This is a genomic window from Microbacterium wangyouchuni, from assembly GCF_054072595.1.
The window spans coordinates 98,421-115,274 of the sequence record NZ_JBSVRM010000009.1 but is presented as its reverse complement, the minus strand read 5'-3'; the positions used below and the strand labels follow the sequence as shown (position 1 = coordinate 115,274).

The window sequence follows — 16,854 nt, the reverse complement described above, 5'->3', positions numbered from 1 at the left end:
ACAACTATGCAGATCACCCCCTCGTCCGTTTGGCCCGTGGAGACTCGAGAATCGCAGTGCAGTCACGGACCGCAGTTATTCTAACGTACGCGTTGTGCAGCGTCAGAAGAGGCGCGCCTGGCCAGGATCAGCTTGCACACCCGTCAGTGACCACTGGCGCTGCCCCACGGATCATCGGATTCGTCTGCACCGCGAGCGGACCGAAATCGCCCTGCCCGGTGAACGTGGCGTTCACACTCACCTGCTGACCGGGATCGAACCATGCTTCGAATGCGACCACCGGGCGACCGAGATCGTCGATGTCACGGTGCATGATCGATGCTCGTTCGCCGTTAACGGTGGCGTCAGAAAGCGCGGTTCCGGGAGGGCCGTAAACATAGATCCAGTCACGGAACGTCGTGCCGAACGTCATACTCTGCACGTAGCGCGGCAGCGCGTTCGCCTCCTGCTGCGAGATCGGGAGTGAGATGGATGCATCGACGTTGAAGGTCGCGTTGCCTGCTTCACAGACGGCCCCGACTGACACAGCTGTCTCGGTGTAGTAGTCGATCTTCGAACCGTTGCTGTTGTTGAAGTACACACCGATGGTGGTGTTATCGGTGTTATCCGTCGGCAGGATGCCACTGACCCGCGAGCCCGCAATTGCCTCGGCGATGGCTTCGTCGTCACTCCAGACGAGGATGCTCCCCCGCGAGGCGCTCTCGTTGATCGCCCACGCCATGTCTTTGATGTTGAAATCGCCGGTAGCGACTTTGTCGAAGACTGCGCCGGCGGCCGCAGCGAAGAAGCCGTCGACGAGTTCGGGGTATTTGTAGCTGTCCCAGCGCTTATAGACCTCGCTCAGCAACAGCGACACGGCGTTATCTGAGCTGAGCGTATCTCCGGTCGGCAGCTCGATCGGTCCGGTCGCCACGAGGATGCGCGACAGGGCGAGCGGGTCAATGGAAATGACGCCGTCGATCTGGTCGGGCGCGATGTCGCGCTGCCACCACGCACGCATGATCTGCGCTGCCGTGGGGAAATCCGGGCGGCTCATGCTGGTATTAATGTGGTCGACTAGGTAGCTCGTGTACAGGTCTGTCGCGCTCTGCGGAACCTCGACGTCGACAGCAGTGCCGTTCTGATAGCTGCCACTGTTGCCCTGTCCACCCATCGAGATCTGACCGTTCTCGACATGCACGATGGTCTGGGATGCTGCGCTGCCGCCAAGCGCGAGAGTTTCAGCGTTGTTCTGGAAGACAAGCAAGTAGTTACGAGGCCCATCAGCACCGAGAAGCGTGGGAAGTAACTGCACGGCAGGAGCTGCTGCCGCCATGACGTCGGCGACCTGATCAACTCCCCCGCGCACAGGGTCGACGAGGAAGCTCGACTTCCGCACGGCTGCGATTTCATTGGCCAGCTGCTCGACGCGGTCTGATTCAGCTGACGCAACTTCCAGGAGCGTTGGCAACAGTTCGCCACCGTCAGCGCTTGCGTTGAGCACAGGCAGGGCGACGTCGTTGACGAGCACGTCGAGCGACTGTGCAGCGAGCCGGACACCTCGCAGGTTTTCTCCGGCAAAGGGAATCCACTCGGCCGCCGCCCATACTGGGTCAGATGCGGCGGATGCGGCACTCTCGGCATGGTCGGAGAGGTCAGCGATCGTTGCGTTGATGTCAGCGCCATCTTGCAGTGCACTGATGAGCTGTTGGCTCTTCTCCAGTCCGTTCTTCACTGTGACGGCACGAAGCCCGACCCAGCATGCGGCAGCGAGCAGCACAACGAAAACGATAGCAACGATCAGCCAAGAAGTGCGAGCACGCTTGTGGCGTCGCTCCTGACGGCTCTGGGCATCGGCGGCCTTCTGCTGCTCGGCAGCGGCGCGCGCCTCTTTTCGGGACACGTGGGAATCCTACCGTTCGGCACCTGAAGAGCCGCCGGTCCTGGCCCCCTGCCCACAACCGTTACTCGGTTGCAGGCTCGACAGATGAGATAAACGAGGGCCGATCCGTCAACGGGATCACGGCTTCACCATCGACGGGGTCGACCACCGAGGTCGTTCCGTCCGAAGCCACGACCTGCACTGCTGTCTCCGACCTGAGTGACAATTCTGAAGGCTCCCCGACTGACCACGCTACGCGCACAGCATCGTCTTCGTCGCCGAACCGGATGACGTTCGAGACCTCGTCCGATTCGTCTCCGCCGATTGCTCTACGATCCAGTTGCGTAATGAGAAGCGCCTGCGCGAACGCAGATCGTTTGGGAGCTACGACCGCCATCCCGGCACGCGGTGAGTGCTCGTAGAGGCCGAAGTTCCCCTCGCCGTTCGCAGGATCAGGGTCGTCGTCAACGATGTCATACCAGAAGTACTTCTCGACGCCGCCTGCCAACGCGAGCGCAGCGGAGCGGATGAGCCAGTCCCCTTGCTGCTCCTGAGTGACACCACCCGTCATCGTCGTAAAGCCCATCTCGGTAATCCAGATCGGCTTGGTGGCGCCGACGTACTGCTGCATGTCGGCGATCGACTGCGCCACGGTCGTGCGAATGAGGTCAGGATTCCTTTGAATCCAGCCTTCGTAAGGGTGATAGCTGACGGCGTCGACGCGGTCCATAGCACCTGCCTGCCAGAATCCGGCGAACCAATCGCTGTCGTATAGTGCAATGCCGCCGCCAACAACCGGGATCCCGATCTCCTCCGCCGCGAGGTGGTTGCGGACTGCATCGATGAGCGGGATATAGCAGGTCGGCCCCAGCCCGCATGCGGACTTGTTGAACTTCTCCTGGTTCGGTTCGTTGTAGACCTCGACGGCGTCGAAGCCGAACGTCTGTGTCGCCGCTGCAGCATACCGCCCATAGGCATCAAGCGCTTCCGCCGACGTCGGCATGATGCCGTTGTCATAGAACTTGTTGACGTAGACGATCACCCCTGTGGACTTAACCCCATGCGCGCGAACGCTTGCAAACTCTTTGAGCAAGGTCGGATCCCAGTCGTACTGACCGAAGTTCGTCTCATTCCACTTCCAGTTTGCTTCGGCCCGCACATCGCCAAAACCGAGGGCAGCAGCAAGTCGCCCGCCACCTGCGTGCCAATCGCGTTTGAACTGCGCTGTCACGCCAAGCCGCTCGTCAAGGACAATCTTCGACCCCGGTGTATCGATTAGCGCAACGGGGAACGAATACTGCTGACCGGTCGCATCCGTGAGGTTCACGGTATGGAACCCTTGGGGAACATCGACAAACGAGATCGGCGTGATCGGCGTTGCCGCGACCGCTGTGCCGGATGTCTCCAACTCACCGGCGTCGTTAAGGAGCTCCCAGCTCACGTCGCCCATCGGCACTGCCGCGGCGATGACGGCGGTCGAGGTTGGCATAACGAGCGAGTCATTCGCGATGACTGCGCCAGGCTGCACCTCTTCGAATGAAGGGTTCGGAACGACGTTGTCGCCTCCGTCCGCGGTGAGCGAAACATCATCGATCGACAGGCCCGAGATTGCGCCATCTACCCGAAGCGCGATGTCGACGCTCGTGACGTCGACCGGGATCTCAACGTTGGCTTGCACCTCGCGCCACTCGGCCGAGCTATCGGGGAGCTGGATGACGGTGTCGCCAACGAGAAGCGATGCAGGTATCGCGACGGGCTGCGCAGACTGCAGGCGCACCCAGGCGGACAAATGATAGGACGTTTCCGGCATGACGTTTGCTGTGGTGACGGCGGCGATCGCGGCTTCGCGCGGCGCCGGAGCATCGACGGCGAGCACAACTTGGCCTGAGCGAGCACTCCCCGTCGCGGGCAGCACTGCCGCGAGTTCGGGGCTCGACGGCAGTTGCCAACTCCCGAGTGTGCCGCGGAACATGGCCTCCGCCGCAAACGGAACATCGGCCAGCGTTTTCGGCGCGGGTTCGTGGCTCCGCTTCGCTGCCGCTGCTGGAGGCGGCCCCTCTTGGCCGTTCAACGCGAATGCAACGCCCACACCGCCGCCGATGACGAGCGTAGCTACGACACCGATCCCAATGATCGCGCGACGCGACAGCCCGCCCTTGCGCGCCTCGGATGCCCGCTCGCGTGCCGCGCTCGGTGCTGCCTGCTGCTCATCACTCAAAAACGCCTCCGCGATAGTCCTGATTCGGATTCGGCCATTCAGCCTAGGTTGGATATGCGCAAACCGCAGATTCGCGCCCGGTTCGACTCGCTGACCGCAGTGCTCGCGGACCTATCTACTTCAGGGTTCACACCAACGCCCTGGCACCCACGTGCCCACAGAGCGCCAGATGATATCGTCACGACCATGGCATCGAACTGGTCCTTAGTCACCGTAACGTACAACAGTGCAGCAACCCTTCGTCGTTTCTGGGCTAACGGTGTACCCTCCGGAGTCGAATGGATCGTCGTCGACAATGCCTCCTCCGATGACAGCGCGGCGACAGCATCGGAGCTCGGAGCACAGGTGATTCGCCTCGAGGAAAACCTCGGCTTTTCCGCTGCAAACAACCGGGGACTCACCATCGCCCAGGGGCATTATGTCGCCTTCGTCAATCCGGATGTGACTCCAGACTGGACGAGCCTCCCGAGACTCCAGGAGACGATCGATGAGACCGGCGGCCTCGTCGCACCCCAACTACTTAATGCCGATGGCTCCCTCCAGCCGAACGGACGAGGCGCCCCATTGCTCCCCCACAAAATCGTGAACAGGCTAAGCCGCGGACCTCGGAGTAACGGCTATCAGGTTTTGGCCGCCGATGGTGAACGCCGCACAGTGTTCTGGCTGATCGGCGCCGTCGTCGTTGGCTCCGCAGCTGCGATCCGCTCGCTCGATGGATGGAATGAACGCTTCTTCCTTTACTACGAGGACAAGGACCTGTCCATCCGCGCATGGCAACGCGGGCTCAGCGTCACCCTCGATGGTGGAGTCCGGTGGACGCATGGCTGGGCGCGCGAGACGAGCACCTTCCGTCTCACACCCTGGGTGCGAGAATTCCAGTCGATGGCGAAGTTCTACACCCTCTACCCCGAGCTGCTCTTCGGCGGACCAGCCGTGCGGCGGAAGCATCCGCGCGCCTCTACTGCTTCGGGACAAGAGCTCACCGACACACAATGAGCACCTCCCAACGCCGCGACTCCTCACACCCCTGAACGGAGCTGACCGTGTCGGCACGCCGGGTGCAACCAGGTTGCCTGCGAATGGACACTGTATGCTCTCCAAAGGAATGACGGCGGTGTGCCCTGGGCGGCGCGCTGCTCATCGTCACTGCCATGGGGGGACGCGACGCTAGTGAGTCACTCACGCTCGCATACAGCCCGGAGGCCCGGTAGGCCGCGGCCACCGATCACGCTCCTAGGCAGCAGCACTCAGATCTGAAGCGGACAGCAGGTATGGCACAAGACAACGGAACCTCACACACGACTCTTGACGAACCTGCGGAGCCTGATCTCAAAATCCTCCAGCGATATGAGAAGGCCATCCTGGAGCAGGTCGTCGGCATCTGCGAAAAGTACGGTCTGACCTATTACATCAGCGGCGGCACATTCCTCGGAGCCGTACGACATGGCGGTTTCATCCCTTGGGATGACGATATCGACATCGCACTGCCGCGTGAAGACTACGAGCGACTGATCAGCGTAATTCACAACGAGCTTCCTTCACCGTATTACGCAGACGTCTTCCCACAAACCGCCGGATACCATTATCTGAAGATTCAGGTACGCGACCCAAGGGTGGGCGTGCTTATGACGGCCTTCCCCAATCATCCGCGTCAGTCATGTTGGATAGATATCTTTCCGCTAGACGGAGCACCCAATCCAGGGCTCAAGCGCACTATGTGGAAGACCAAGCTCAACTTTTATGAGCTTCTGTGGGGACTCGCCCGACTGGATCAGGCATCGACCCACGCCCAGGGGCGATCCCGCGGCAAAGCGCTGGTAATGAATATCGGACGGCGCTTGCGAATCAATCGGGTGTTGAGCGCAAACACGTGGAGCCAACGGCGCATCCGCGCGCTCCAGCAATTCCCCTTCGCCGCTGCCGACTATTGCTTCAATGGTGTCGGCGTGTACAAGTTCAAGAGCATCTTCAACAAGCAGGAGATCTACGGGGAAGGTAGATCGTACAAGTTTGAGGATATGGACCTTCACGGCCCAATCGCATACGATGCGTATCTCACACAGATCTACGGCGACTATATGAGCCTCCCTCCCGTAGAAAATAGAAATTTTCATGATCTCACGGTGTTTCACGATAAGAAATTCGCAATCGGATACACTCAGGGAACTTTCGACATGTTTCACGTCGGACACCTCCGACTCATTGAACATGCGAAGGAATACTGCGACTACCTAATCGTAGGAGTAAATTCCGACGCACTGGTTCAGTCTTATAAGAACAAGACGCCAGTCATAGGCGAGAACGAACGACAGTCGATTGTTCTCTCGCTCAGCGCCGTCGATGAAGCACGCATCGTAAACTCCCTCGACAAGAAAGACGCGCTTCGCACTGCCCCCTACCAAGCAATCTTCATCGGCGATGACTGGGCGGGTAATGACCGATGGTCTCAGACGCAAAAAGATCTTGCAGCTGAAGGAGTGAGCGTCGTCTTCTTGCCCTATACGGACGGGGTCTCAAGCACTGTGCTCCGGGACGACTCCGCCAATCGCGTAGCAGAATGACTCGCAGCGATCAGGCACGGCGCGCGCTCCTCATCACTGGGGATTCGAACGTGCACCTCGGGCTGTTCGATGACCTCCGCGACCAAGTGCGCATCGATGTAGTCGCGTTTCCGCAAAACACCAGTTACCTTCGCAAAGTCGCGACGAAGATCGCTCCGAGCGCGAGATTTCATTGGCTGCTGCGCTCGAGTCTCTCCTCTCATTCATATGACAGAATCATCGTCCTCGATTCTGCTCTGTCCCGCATGACACATGCCGCGTATCGGGAGCTCGAGCGCCATCAGCCGGAGACCCATCTCCTTCTCATCAATTCGCTCGGTGCAGCGTCGATTGCTCTACGCCTCGCTAAGCCCAAGATTTCGTGGTTCAGACCAGGGAACGTCCACACGTTCGACCCGCAAGACGCCCGCACCCAGGGATTTCATCTCACACCCCCGACGTACTTCTCGAGCCAGGCCGTCGACGCTAAGACCGCCACCTTGCGTGACGCATACTTCGTCGGCGGATTCAAGGGCGGACGAACGGATACAATCCTGGGCGTCCTTGATCGGCTGACGAGCTCGGGCGCGAGCGTCCGCTTCGACGGCGCGACAGATGCCGGCGAACGCGTCGCGCTTGATCCGCCGCCCGGCCTCATTCTCAATAAGTCCTGGATCCCATATCGAGAGGTGCTTCGCCACTCACTCGATTCGCGATGCCTCGTCGAGATTCTTCAGGGGGGACAGCACGCACAGACGATCCGTTATTTCGAGGCCGTCGCCTACAACCGGTTGCTACTCACCAACAACCCAGCCGTGACGACGCTGCCGTTCTACGATCCGGAGACTATGCGGGTATTCACGACACCCGAGGATATCGACGTAGATTGGATTCGGAATGCGCCACTTCCGAATTATCAATATAACGGAGAATTCTCCCCGATCAACCTCCCATTACTCAAGGAATACGTCGATGCCCACGATCCGCGTAGCTAAGCATATTAATGCGATTCCGATCCTCACGCTGATTGCATCGGTGAGCGTCGGATTGGGAAATGGAATCTACTGGTTGATCGGACTCGCCGCGGCGCTTGCTATTGCGACCGTTCGCGCGCCGCGAAACCTGGTTCGAGCGTTCCTTAGAACACTCCCAGCCACCCTCATCATCGCCTTCTTCGCGATATATTCCGTCGTAGTCACCCGAGACATCGAAGTGACGGCCAGCGTCTTGAACGTTGTCTGCTGGGCTCCGCTCATCATCTTGATCGTCGCTCAGTACCAGCGCTTCGGGACGGACTATTTCACTCGCGGGCTCAAGCAGCTGAACTACGTCCTCGTGGCAACGGCGTGCTGGGGCATCATCGAAGGTATTGTCAAGTACAACGTGCTGGTACACGTGTATCCCCACATTCTGGGATCGTGGCGCATGGGAACCCCCGAGTATCGCGCCTCCGCGATCTTCAGTCACCCCATTCCGTTCGCCCACATGCTGGTCATCGGATTGATCATCACCCTGACGCTGCAGCGTGGGCTGTTGCTGAAGATTGTGATGTCGAGCTTGTTTCTCGGTGCCATCGTCACGACGCAGACGAGAAGCGCCTGGGCGATCATTGCCGCACTCCTGGCCGTGTTTATCGTCCAGTCGTTCTGGCTCGGGCGGGGTCGCGCACTCTTACGTGGGATTCTCAAAGCGTGGCCATTTGTCGCCGGCGGGATTGCGGTCCTCGTCGCTTTCATCTGGCTCACACCATTCGGCTTCGGTGTGCTCGAGCGCCTACAGCGCATTGGCCCGGAGGATGTCTCGCTCACTCAGCGCACTGCCTCTATAGAGGCAGTGCTGAATGCAGTCTTCAACGAGAGTTCCGTGACAGAGCTGCTCTTCGGACATGGTTTCAGCTCTTCCAATGCGTTTATCCTGTCGGACACGCTTGTTCTCGAAGGTATCTCGACAACCGACAACCAGTGGCTAGCGCTCCTCTACGATTTCGGCCTCATTGGGCTCCTGCTCTTCCTCGCGGTGACCGTGTACGTCATCATGGCTTGGTGGAAGCTGAGCCGCCGGCCCGGCCGAGCACAATCGCCGCTAGCGCTGTGCACTGGGTACATCGCTGTGTGCGCATTCATGTTCATGGCCTTCTACGCGTTCACGATCTGGCGAGGCATCCAAGTCGTAGTTATCTTGGCGTTCTGTGTCCTCGTGCTACTTCAGCGTGAAAAGCCTGATCCGCGCGTCTACACTGCTGCGGTGCTTCCGCCAGACGCCAAGTCTTCGGTATAGTTCGTGATCGACAAACGTCTTCTCTTTGGCAATATTTCAACTGCCTTCATCGCGCAGGCCATTGTCCTACTCAGTAGCCTGTTCGCGGCTCTCGTGCTGCCCAAAGTACTCGGGGTATCCGAGTTTGGATACTGGCAACTCTTCGCGTTGTATGCAGCATACTCAGGGTTGCTCCATCTCGGCTTGAACGACGGCGTCTATCTGATTTACGGAGGCCAGACCAGGAAGACGGTCGACAGAGCGGCCGTGACTTCGCAGTTCGTTGTCAGCATCTTCATCCAGGTAGTCCTTACCGGGACATTGACAGGTATCGCCTTCGCGCTCAATCTCAGCGACGAACGCAGATTCGTTCTGGCAATGTTCGCCATCTACACGCTTCTTTACAATCTGACGGCGTTCCTCGGGTTTATGTTCCAGGCGCTCAACGAGACGAAGGCATACTCCCTCGCGATGGCACTCTCGCGCCTCGTCTTCCTTTCGTTCGTCGTTGCCGCCGTTGTGGCCCAGGCGACAACGTTTCAGTGGGTGATCGTCTTCTTCATTATCGGCCAGGCTGCGGCGTTGGGGTTCGCCCTCTTCTACGCCCGCGGTGCACTCTTTGGCGGGCCGATACGAATTCGCACCGGCTTGCGCGACGCGCTGGACAGCATTCGCGTGGGCTGGTGGCTAACGGTGGCTAACCTTTCGAGTCTCCTACTGCTCGGTGCCGTTCGATTCATCGTGGATGCGCGCTGGGACATAGAAACGTTTGCCACGATCTCACTGCTCGTCCTCCTTGTGACCTTCGTGCTTCAGTTCGTCTCGCAGATCTCTATGGTCCTTTTCCCGGCGCTCCGGCAGATCCCCCGGGCGGATGCGGTGGCGATCTTCGCGCGGGTGAACCAGTTCCTTGCTAAGTTCTCCCCAATCATCTATGTGCTGTATTTCCCTGCATACCTTGCGGTCTACTGGTGGTTGCCCGACTACCGCGATGGCCTGGTCTTCCTTGGCTTGATCTTCCCGCTCGCGGTGATCAACGCGAATCTAGATCTGGGCTACTCCACCTTCATGAAGGTGCTGCGGCAGGAACGAGTCATGTTCGCAATCAACATCGCCTCCTTGACTGCGATGGTCGCGGTCTCGTGCGTGATGGCCTTCGTTTTCGGGAGCATCTGGGGCGTCTTGATTACTCAGTACGTCGTTGTACTGCTGCGCTGGTGCGCGACGGACTGGCTTCTGCGGCGGCGGCTTCTAGTTCCACAAAGCCGATTTATGCTGTCAAACGTCGTGTTGTCCATCGCTTTTGTCGTGGTTGTCAGCCTCTGCACCTACTTCCAGGGCTTGGTTGTCTGGTTAGCGATCTTGGGCGCTTATCTTGTTTCGAGCGCTCTAATAGCACGCCGACGAGCTGCAGCTTCTCACATCACTGACCGTGACGCCGCCTGATCTGGGGAACCTCACCAGAATCATGACGACAACTCAGTCTCACCTCGGGTACTAGTCCTCACGCGTCGGATTCAATGGCTGAAGTCAAGTGTCGATTGGGATGCTTGCATCGCGTTCGACGTAGTGGGTGTGGGCGCGCATGGCCAGATGACGTCCACGCACCTCCGGGCGAAAGCGGTGTGCATTTGCTTGTACGACCTGCCCCCTGCGCGTTTGAGATCGCCGAAGAGACGTCCTTGAAGAAGTAATGGCCTGGCAGCAGCGGCCTTTGGAAGCGTTCTATCCGACGATCTACATGGACGCGATCATCGTGAGCAGGTCCATGATGGTGCGCACGTGTGAATCAAGGCCACGCATATACCTGTCGGCGTCGATTTGGACGGCATCAAGCATGTTGACGGCGCTCACCGAAATTCTCGACTCCGGGTCGCTTCCGCACATACGTGCGGCATCGGGTAACCTCATGGATGGATCAGGGGAGTACGTATGTCGGTGGCTGTTTCGCTCGAGGTAAAGACACAGCAAAGAGTTGCTTCTTCGACTTTTCGTCCGGACATACAGGGGATCCGTGCGTTTGCCGTGCTTGCGGTGGTGGCAGAACATCTCACTGGTCGTCCAGTGGGTGGGTTCGTCGGCGTTGACATATTTTTTGTTATCTCGGGTTTCTTGATTACGGGCATCCTTGCACGCGAGTTCAAGAGATCGGGGACCATTTCATTCCGAGGATTCTACAGACGGCGAATCAAGCGCATTTTGCCGGCCGCAACCCTTGTATTGGTCGTCACATCCGTTCTCTCGTTCGTTCTGTTTACACGAGAAAACGCCGTCTCGACATTCTGGGACGCGCTGGCCGCGTTCTTCTTCGTGTCGAACTGGCGTTTCGCAGTGACAGGCACGGACTATTTCGCAGCTGGCGGTCTCCCCTCCCCGCTTCAGCATTTCTGGTCGCTCTCGGTTGAAGAGCAGTTCTATTTCGTCTGGCCGTGGCTCATGCTCGCGGTACTGATGATCGCCACGATGAGGTTCAAGTTCAGTCGGGATCGTGCATTGAGGTCCGCACTGAGCGTGCTAATGGCGGTGATGGTCATATCGTTCGGCATCGCGATGCTACAGAGCTCGACCGATGCAACGGTCGCGTACTTCTCGTCGGCGACCCGCGTGTGGGAACTTGGCGTCGGTGGCGCTATCGCCCTCAGTGCTGGGGTGTTTGAGCGCATCCCCAAATGTTTCCGAACGGCCCTCGCATGGGTCGGTGTGTCGGGGATGGTCGCCTCCGTGCTGTTCATCTCCTCGTCGCTTCCGTTCCCTGGCCCGTGGGCAGCGCTTCCGGTACTGTCGACCGCGGTGGTGATCGTCGCATCAATCGGCACGCCCGCGCGCCACAACTATCTGCTCGTGAATCCGCTGGCCCGATACTTCGGTGACATTTCCTACAGTCTCTACTTGTGGCACTTTCCGGTGATCGTTTTTCTCGCTGTAGTCATGCCGGAGCAGCAGCGCAAGTACATGGTTATCGCCCTGCTGGTGTCTATCGTGCTTGCGGCGGCGAGCTACCACACCATAGAGCGACCATTCCACAAGTCACCGTGGCTCGACGCATACCCTAACCCGGCCGCTAGACGATCAGCATGGAATCAATGGTGGGTGCGTGATCGGCGATCGGTCACGATATGGGGCATCGTCGCCATGCTGACCATGGCCGTTGTCATCATCGGCTCGGCTTTCTACGTGACGACACAGCAGCGCACGACGATCGCAAACGCTGTGGCCGCACAGCACATGTCAGAGCTCGCGTATGAGGCGATCCCCGAAGCCGACCGAACTGCAGCCGATCACGTCGGAGCGAACGTGCGCGCCGCCATTCACTCGGCGGAGTGGCCAACGCTGTTACCGTCCGTGGACACGTTACTCAAGGATGGGATGGTCACGCTGCCCGGATGTGGGATGACGGCTTCTGGGATTCCAACTAGCTGCACATTCGGTGACCCCGACAATCCGGAGATAGTTGTGTATGGCGATTCGCTGGGCGGCACGCTCCTGCCCACAGTGGTCGCCGCATACCAAGAGGATCATTTTGTCCGCGGGCTGACGCGCGCCGCCTGCCCAATGATCCCGCTCGACGTCACCTATCCCGACTCAAAATCACGCGAGGGCTGTGAGTCGCATCAGTCGCTGTCAATCGAATACATCAACGAGAGCCGACCGGCTGTCGTGCTGGTTATCGAGAACTATGGATGGGCGAACCGACTCGAGTCGGAAGCTCAGGGGCGTGAACTGGCGGACGAGTGGACTGCGGCAGGTGAGGCGTTTCTCGAATCGGTCGTCGAGTCGGAAGCCACGGTCATATTCGTCACCCCTCCGTCCAGAGGAAAAAGCATCACCGATTGCGCCACCGCGATCAGTACCCCCGCAGACTGCGTCTCAACAATCGACCCGATCTGGCCCCTATTGCGGGACGCTGAAGAAAGCATCGCTGGCGCCGAACAGATCGACACACTGCACTGGTTCTGCACTGACGCGGGATTCTGCCCCGCATTCGCCGATGGAACTCCCACCAAGCGTGATTACGTACACCCTTCCTACCAGTACATCACGAGCCCTGACATCGTCGCTGATTTCCAGGTAGCTATGGGGTCGGCGTTGGCATCCCGCGTCGAAAAGCTAGGCGCCCGGCCCTAAACCTTTCATCCAGGGAGGCACGACAGTTGTCCGTGGCCCACCCGGTGAGTTCCATTGACGGTCACGACGCAGTAGTGCGCCGTATCAACGCAGTTCGCGGTGGTCGGGCTATTAGGCGAAGCGAGGGCAACCCGGATCCCCCTCGAGTCAGACCTGCGAGCGTGAGTGTTCTTGGCTTTGAGCAACATGAACCGCCTGTAAGTCTTGGGGTGGCTGGCCTGGGGTCGGCTGGCAGGGTTGGTGCTGGTGCTTCGTTTGGTCGTGACTCGTGAACCGTCTGGCCTTCTGCTTTCGGGCAGTGTGCCTTTCCTGAGATCTGTCCGGCCACGCGGGTGCCGGCACCGACCCTGTCCACTCCGATGGCTTGATTAGAAGCTTGCCCGACCGTTAGCGGCGGTCGTGGCCCATTACAGGCCTGCCTCGAAGTGGCTTTCCCGGGTCGACGCCAGCAGTGACGTCAACCCCATGGAAAGGATCACAGACACTATGACCATCGTTGCAAATGCGTTCGCGTATGTCATCGGCGCGGATACGCATTCCAGAACACACACGCTTGCCGTGCTCGACGCGCGCACCGGCGCGAGGACTGATACCCAGGTGTTCCCGACGACTCCGAAAGGGCTCTCGCGCGCTCTCGCCTGGATGGGGCGGCGCACAAGCGGGCTGGCTGACGTGCTCGTCGCGATCGAGGGTGTCGGCTCCTACGGGGCCAGACTCGCGCGCTGCTGCGAGGATGCCGGTTACCGCGTCGTGGAATCGTTCCCCGCACCGGCCCGTGAGCGGCGCGGTCGGGGCAAGAGCGACGAGATTGACGCTGAGCTGATCGCCCGCTCTGTCCTCGGTGTTGACGCGGACAGGCTCCGTGATCCGCGTCAGGACACGGGAGTGCGCGCCGCGCTGCGCGTGCTGATCGGTGCTCGCGATTTGCTCAACATCGAACGCACCCGGTCGATCAACGCGCTTACTGCATTGGTGCGGACCGTTGATCTTGGCATCGACGCGCGCACGGCGATCTCGAAGAAGCAGACCGTCTTGATCGGGGCCTGGCGCGCCCGACAAGAAGACGTTGCAACCGCGACAGCACGGCGTGAAGCGATCCGTCTGGCCAAGCGGATCGTCGCCTGTAATGAGGAGCTCGCCGCCAATCGCGACGAGATCACCGCGCTGGTCGCTGCGAGTGATGGTGTGCGGCTGCTCGACGAGCCGGGCATCGGCGCGATCAACGCGGCCGTGATCATTGCTGCCTGGTCGCACTCCGGGCGGGTCCGTTCCGAAGCTGCGTTCGCGGCTCTCGCTGGGGTGAGTCCTGTCCCCGCTTCCAGCGGAAACACCACCCGGCATCGGCTCAACCGCGGAGGCGATAGGCGCTTGAACCGCGCGTTGTCATCGATCGCGCTCACCCGCATGTCACACCACCCGCCCACTCGCGCATACGTCGAACGACGACGTGCTGAAGGTCGGACGACGAAAGAGATCCGTCGATCGCTCAAGCGCTACATCGCCCGCCAGCTCTACCGCCGCCTCACCCACGAGAACGCACTTGACAGGACATAGAAGCATCTTAGGTTCTCTGGCGCTACGATGCGGGCCGGCTCTCAGGTCAGAGTCGCGTCGTAGGTCTACTCGAACTCGTTCGGGATGACCATGCCGAGGCTACCGTGGCGGCGTCGGTGGTCTGGTCGGCCGGGGACGCGGCGCAGTGCGATCTCTGGTTCCTACCGCAACGGATCCCTCTCGAGGACGGGACAGCGAAGCTGCTACGCGTCGACACCACTCCCGCGTATTCGCGGTTCGCTCTTGAGCGGATGATCCCGACCCGCAAGACCGAGGATCTGCTTCTCGGATCGTGAGAGTTACCCGAACAGCTGGGGCGGGTGCCGCGGTTAACGGCTCTTCGCAGTTGAGAGTGTAGGTCGGGGTCGCGCGGCGTTGGCTGGTTGAGGTGTCGAGGTCTTCCAGGATGGAAGTTCCTACACTGACCGTCCGACGGAAGACCTCGACGTGCTCCACGCTACCTTCGCCGCGCCCTGCCTCACCACCTTCTGCCGCCTTGACGAGCTCGGCCTCGAAGCCGTCGGCCAGCGGCTCGAGGCTGAGCGGGCGGTGATCGAGTGTCGCGTCGTCGAGCCGGATCCGTGGTGTCGGAAGTGCGGCGTCGAGGGCGTCGTGCGGAACACGGTGCCCCGCCGTCTCGCGCATGAGCCGTTCGGGCATCGGCCCACGAAGCTGCTGATCCGTGTTCGCCGCTACCGGTGTGATCACTGCCGGCGGACCTGGCGGCAGGACACCACTCAGGCGGCGGCTCCGCGGGCGAAGATCTCCCGTGGCGGTCTCGGATAGGCACTGACCGGCGTCGTCGTCGATCACCTCACCGTGTCCCGCGTCGCGGCCGGTCTCGGGGCGTCCTGGCATACCGCGAACAGCGCGGTCCTCGCCGAGGGCAAGCGGCGTCTGATCGACGACGCCGCGCGGTTCGACGGCGTCCGCGTGATCGGTGTCGACGAGCACGTCTGGCGGCACACCCGGCACGGCGACAAGTACGTCACCGTCATCATCGACCTCACCCCGAACCGTGACAAGACCGGCCCCGCACGCCTGTTGGACATGATCGAGGGGCGATCGAAGGCTGTGTTCAAACAATGGCTCGCTGGGCGGCCGAAGGCCTGGCGGGACGGGATCGATGTCGTCGCGATGGACGGGTTCACCGGGTTCAAGACCGCTGCCGCGGAAGAGCTTCCGAAAGCGACCGCGGTGATGGATCCGTTCCATGTCGTCCGCCTCGCCGGCGACGCCCTCGACGTCTGCAGGCGGCGCATCCAGCTGGACACTTGCGGGCATCGCGGCCGCAAGGGCGACCCGCTGTTCACGGCCCGGCGAACCCTGCACACCGGCACCGCGCTCCTCACCGACAAGCAGACCGCGAGGCTCGAAGCACTGTTCGCGGTCGACGTTCACGTCGCCGTCGAAGCGACCTGGGGCATCTATCAGCGCATGATCATCGCCTATCGCGAGCCCGACAAGAAGCTCGGGAAGCAGGCCATGCAGGCGGTGATCGACTCCGTCGCCACCGGCGTCCCGGCCAGCCTGGTCGAGCTGCGCAAGCTCGGCCGGACGCTGAAAAAGCGGGCTGCTGACATCCTCGCGTTCTTCGACCGGCCCGGCACCAGCAACGGACCGACCGAGGCGATCAACGGGAGGCTCGAACACCTCCGGGGCTCCGCTCTCGGCTTCCGCAACCTCACGAACTACATCGCCAGATCGCTCCTCGAGTCCGGAGGATTCAGACCCCACCTACACTCTGGAATGCGATGAGCCGCGTCGAGTCGTAGACACAATTTCAGATTCTACAGCGGCAGATCTGTGCAATTATCGGCGATGCGCGAGAACTGGACAGTAGCGGCGCGGCGGATTCAATTCATCGACGCCAATGGGTTTCCGGGGACGATCAGCGCGGCAAAGAGCTTCGCTGGTGAGCGAACGTCGCGCGTGTTACTTGGGTCTGTGATTGAGCTCGTCCTGGAGAGCGAGCAGGGCTCGATCGAGTGCGCGCTCAGAATGGTGCCATTGGGACAACACTCCCGGAGCAGCCCATTGGTGTTCTAATTCATTCCGCGCTGCCAGGGCGAGCGAATCGCAGAAGAACACGAGCGCGCCGAGCATCCTGGTGATCCTGAGCTGGCGAGCCATTTCTGCACCCCGGCCTCGGAGGATCGACCTGACCAGCCACGGAAGGAAGCCAGTCATCGTGGCGGCCAGTGCGTCGAGAGCTTCGCTACCGCGCGACGGGATATGGAGGAGCACCGTCGAAGGCGTCTGCCGCTCCTCTTAGGTGCCGACTGCTGAACCTGATCCTT

General features: G+C 60.5%; 10 protein-coding genes and 2 pseudogenes. 10 read left to right on the top strand and 2 right to left on the bottom strand.

Going from position 1 to position 16,854, the window contains the following annotated elements; all coding sequences use genetic code 11:
- Positions 1–127: 127 nt before the first annotated feature.
- Together ACW5CM_RS15140 and ACW5CM_RS15135 are read right to left on the bottom strand one after the other, a co-directional pair.
- A complete protein-coding gene (locus tag ACW5CM_RS15140; protein WP_457125509.1) occupies positions 128–1,882 on the bottom strand; it encodes a DUF4012 domain-containing protein in 1,755 nt (584 codons plus the stop codon).
- Positions 1,883–1,943: 61 nt separating this feature from the next.
- Positions 1,944–4,079 carry a glycosyl hydrolase gene (locus tag ACW5CM_RS15135; RefSeq protein WP_457125508.1) on the bottom strand — a complete coding sequence of 712 codons (2,136 nt, stop codon included), beginning with the start codon at positions 4,077–4,079 and terminating at the stop codon, positions 1,944–1,946.
- 186 nt (positions 4,080–4,265) lie between these two features.
- On the opposite strand from ACW5CM_RS15135, the gene ACW5CM_RS15130 reads away from it, so the two are divergent.
- The 10 genes and pseudogenes from ACW5CM_RS15130 (at position 4,266) to ACW5CM_RS15085 (ending at position 16,312) form a co-directional block, all read left to right on the top strand.
- Positions 4,266–5,075 (top strand): glycosyltransferase, encoded by an 810-nt coding sequence (locus tag ACW5CM_RS15130; RefSeq protein ID WP_457125507.1) that lies wholly within the window; start codon positions 4,266–4,268, stop codon positions 5,073–5,075.
- A 275-nt stretch (positions 5,076–5,350) separates the two neighbouring features.
- The gene (locus ACW5CM_RS15125; RefSeq protein WP_457125506.1) at positions 5,351–6,640 is read left to right on the top strand and encodes an adenylyltransferase/cytidyltransferase family protein; all 1,290 of its coding nucleotides are present in this window, start codon (positions 5,351–5,353) and stop codon (positions 6,638–6,640) included.
- A gap of 50 nt (positions 6,641–6,690) precedes the next feature.
- Entirely contained in the window at positions 6,691–7,614 is a 924-nt protein-coding gene (locus ACW5CM_RS15120; protein WP_457125505.1) for a WaaS/CpsH family glycosyltransferase, read from the top strand.
- Complete coding sequence (locus ACW5CM_RS15115) at positions 7,592–8,896, top strand: O-antigen ligase family protein (RefSeq protein ID WP_457125504.1); 1,305 nt, start codon at positions 7,592–7,594, stop codon at positions 8,894–8,896. The genes ACW5CM_RS15120 and ACW5CM_RS15115 overlap by 23 nt, the downstream gene beginning before the upstream one ends.
- Positions 8,897–8,899: 3 nt before the next feature.
- A complete protein-coding gene (locus ACW5CM_RS15110) occupies positions 8,900–10,321 on the top strand; it encodes an MATE family efflux transporter (protein ID WP_457125503.1) in 1,422 nt (473 codons plus the stop codon).
- Positions 10,322–10,553: 232 nt separating this feature from the next.
- A pseudogene (locus ACW5CM_RS15105) lies at positions 10,554–10,723 on the top strand (transposase); the annotation flags it as partial.
- An 84-nt stretch (positions 10,724–10,807) separates the two neighbouring features.
- Entirely contained in the window at positions 10,808–13,000 is a 2,193-nt protein-coding gene (locus tag ACW5CM_RS15100; protein WP_457125502.1) for an acyltransferase family protein, read from the top strand.
- Positions 13,001–13,486: 486 nt separating this feature from the next.
- Positions 13,487–14,554, top strand: a complete 1,068-nt coding sequence (locus ACW5CM_RS15095) for an IS110 family RNA-guided transposase (RefSeq protein ID WP_457125501.1) — start codon at positions 13,487–13,489, stop codon at positions 14,552–14,554.
- A 104-nt stretch (positions 14,555–14,658) separates the two neighbouring features.
- A complete protein-coding gene (locus ACW5CM_RS15090; RefSeq protein WP_457125500.1) occupies positions 14,659–14,850 on the top strand; it encodes a hypothetical protein in 192 nt (63 codons plus the stop codon).
- A 151-nt stretch (positions 14,851–15,001) separates the two neighbouring features.
- Positions 15,002–16,312 (top strand): annotated as a pseudogene (locus ACW5CM_RS15085) (ISL3 family transposase).
- The last annotated feature ends 542 nt before the right edge of the window (positions 16,313–16,854 follow it).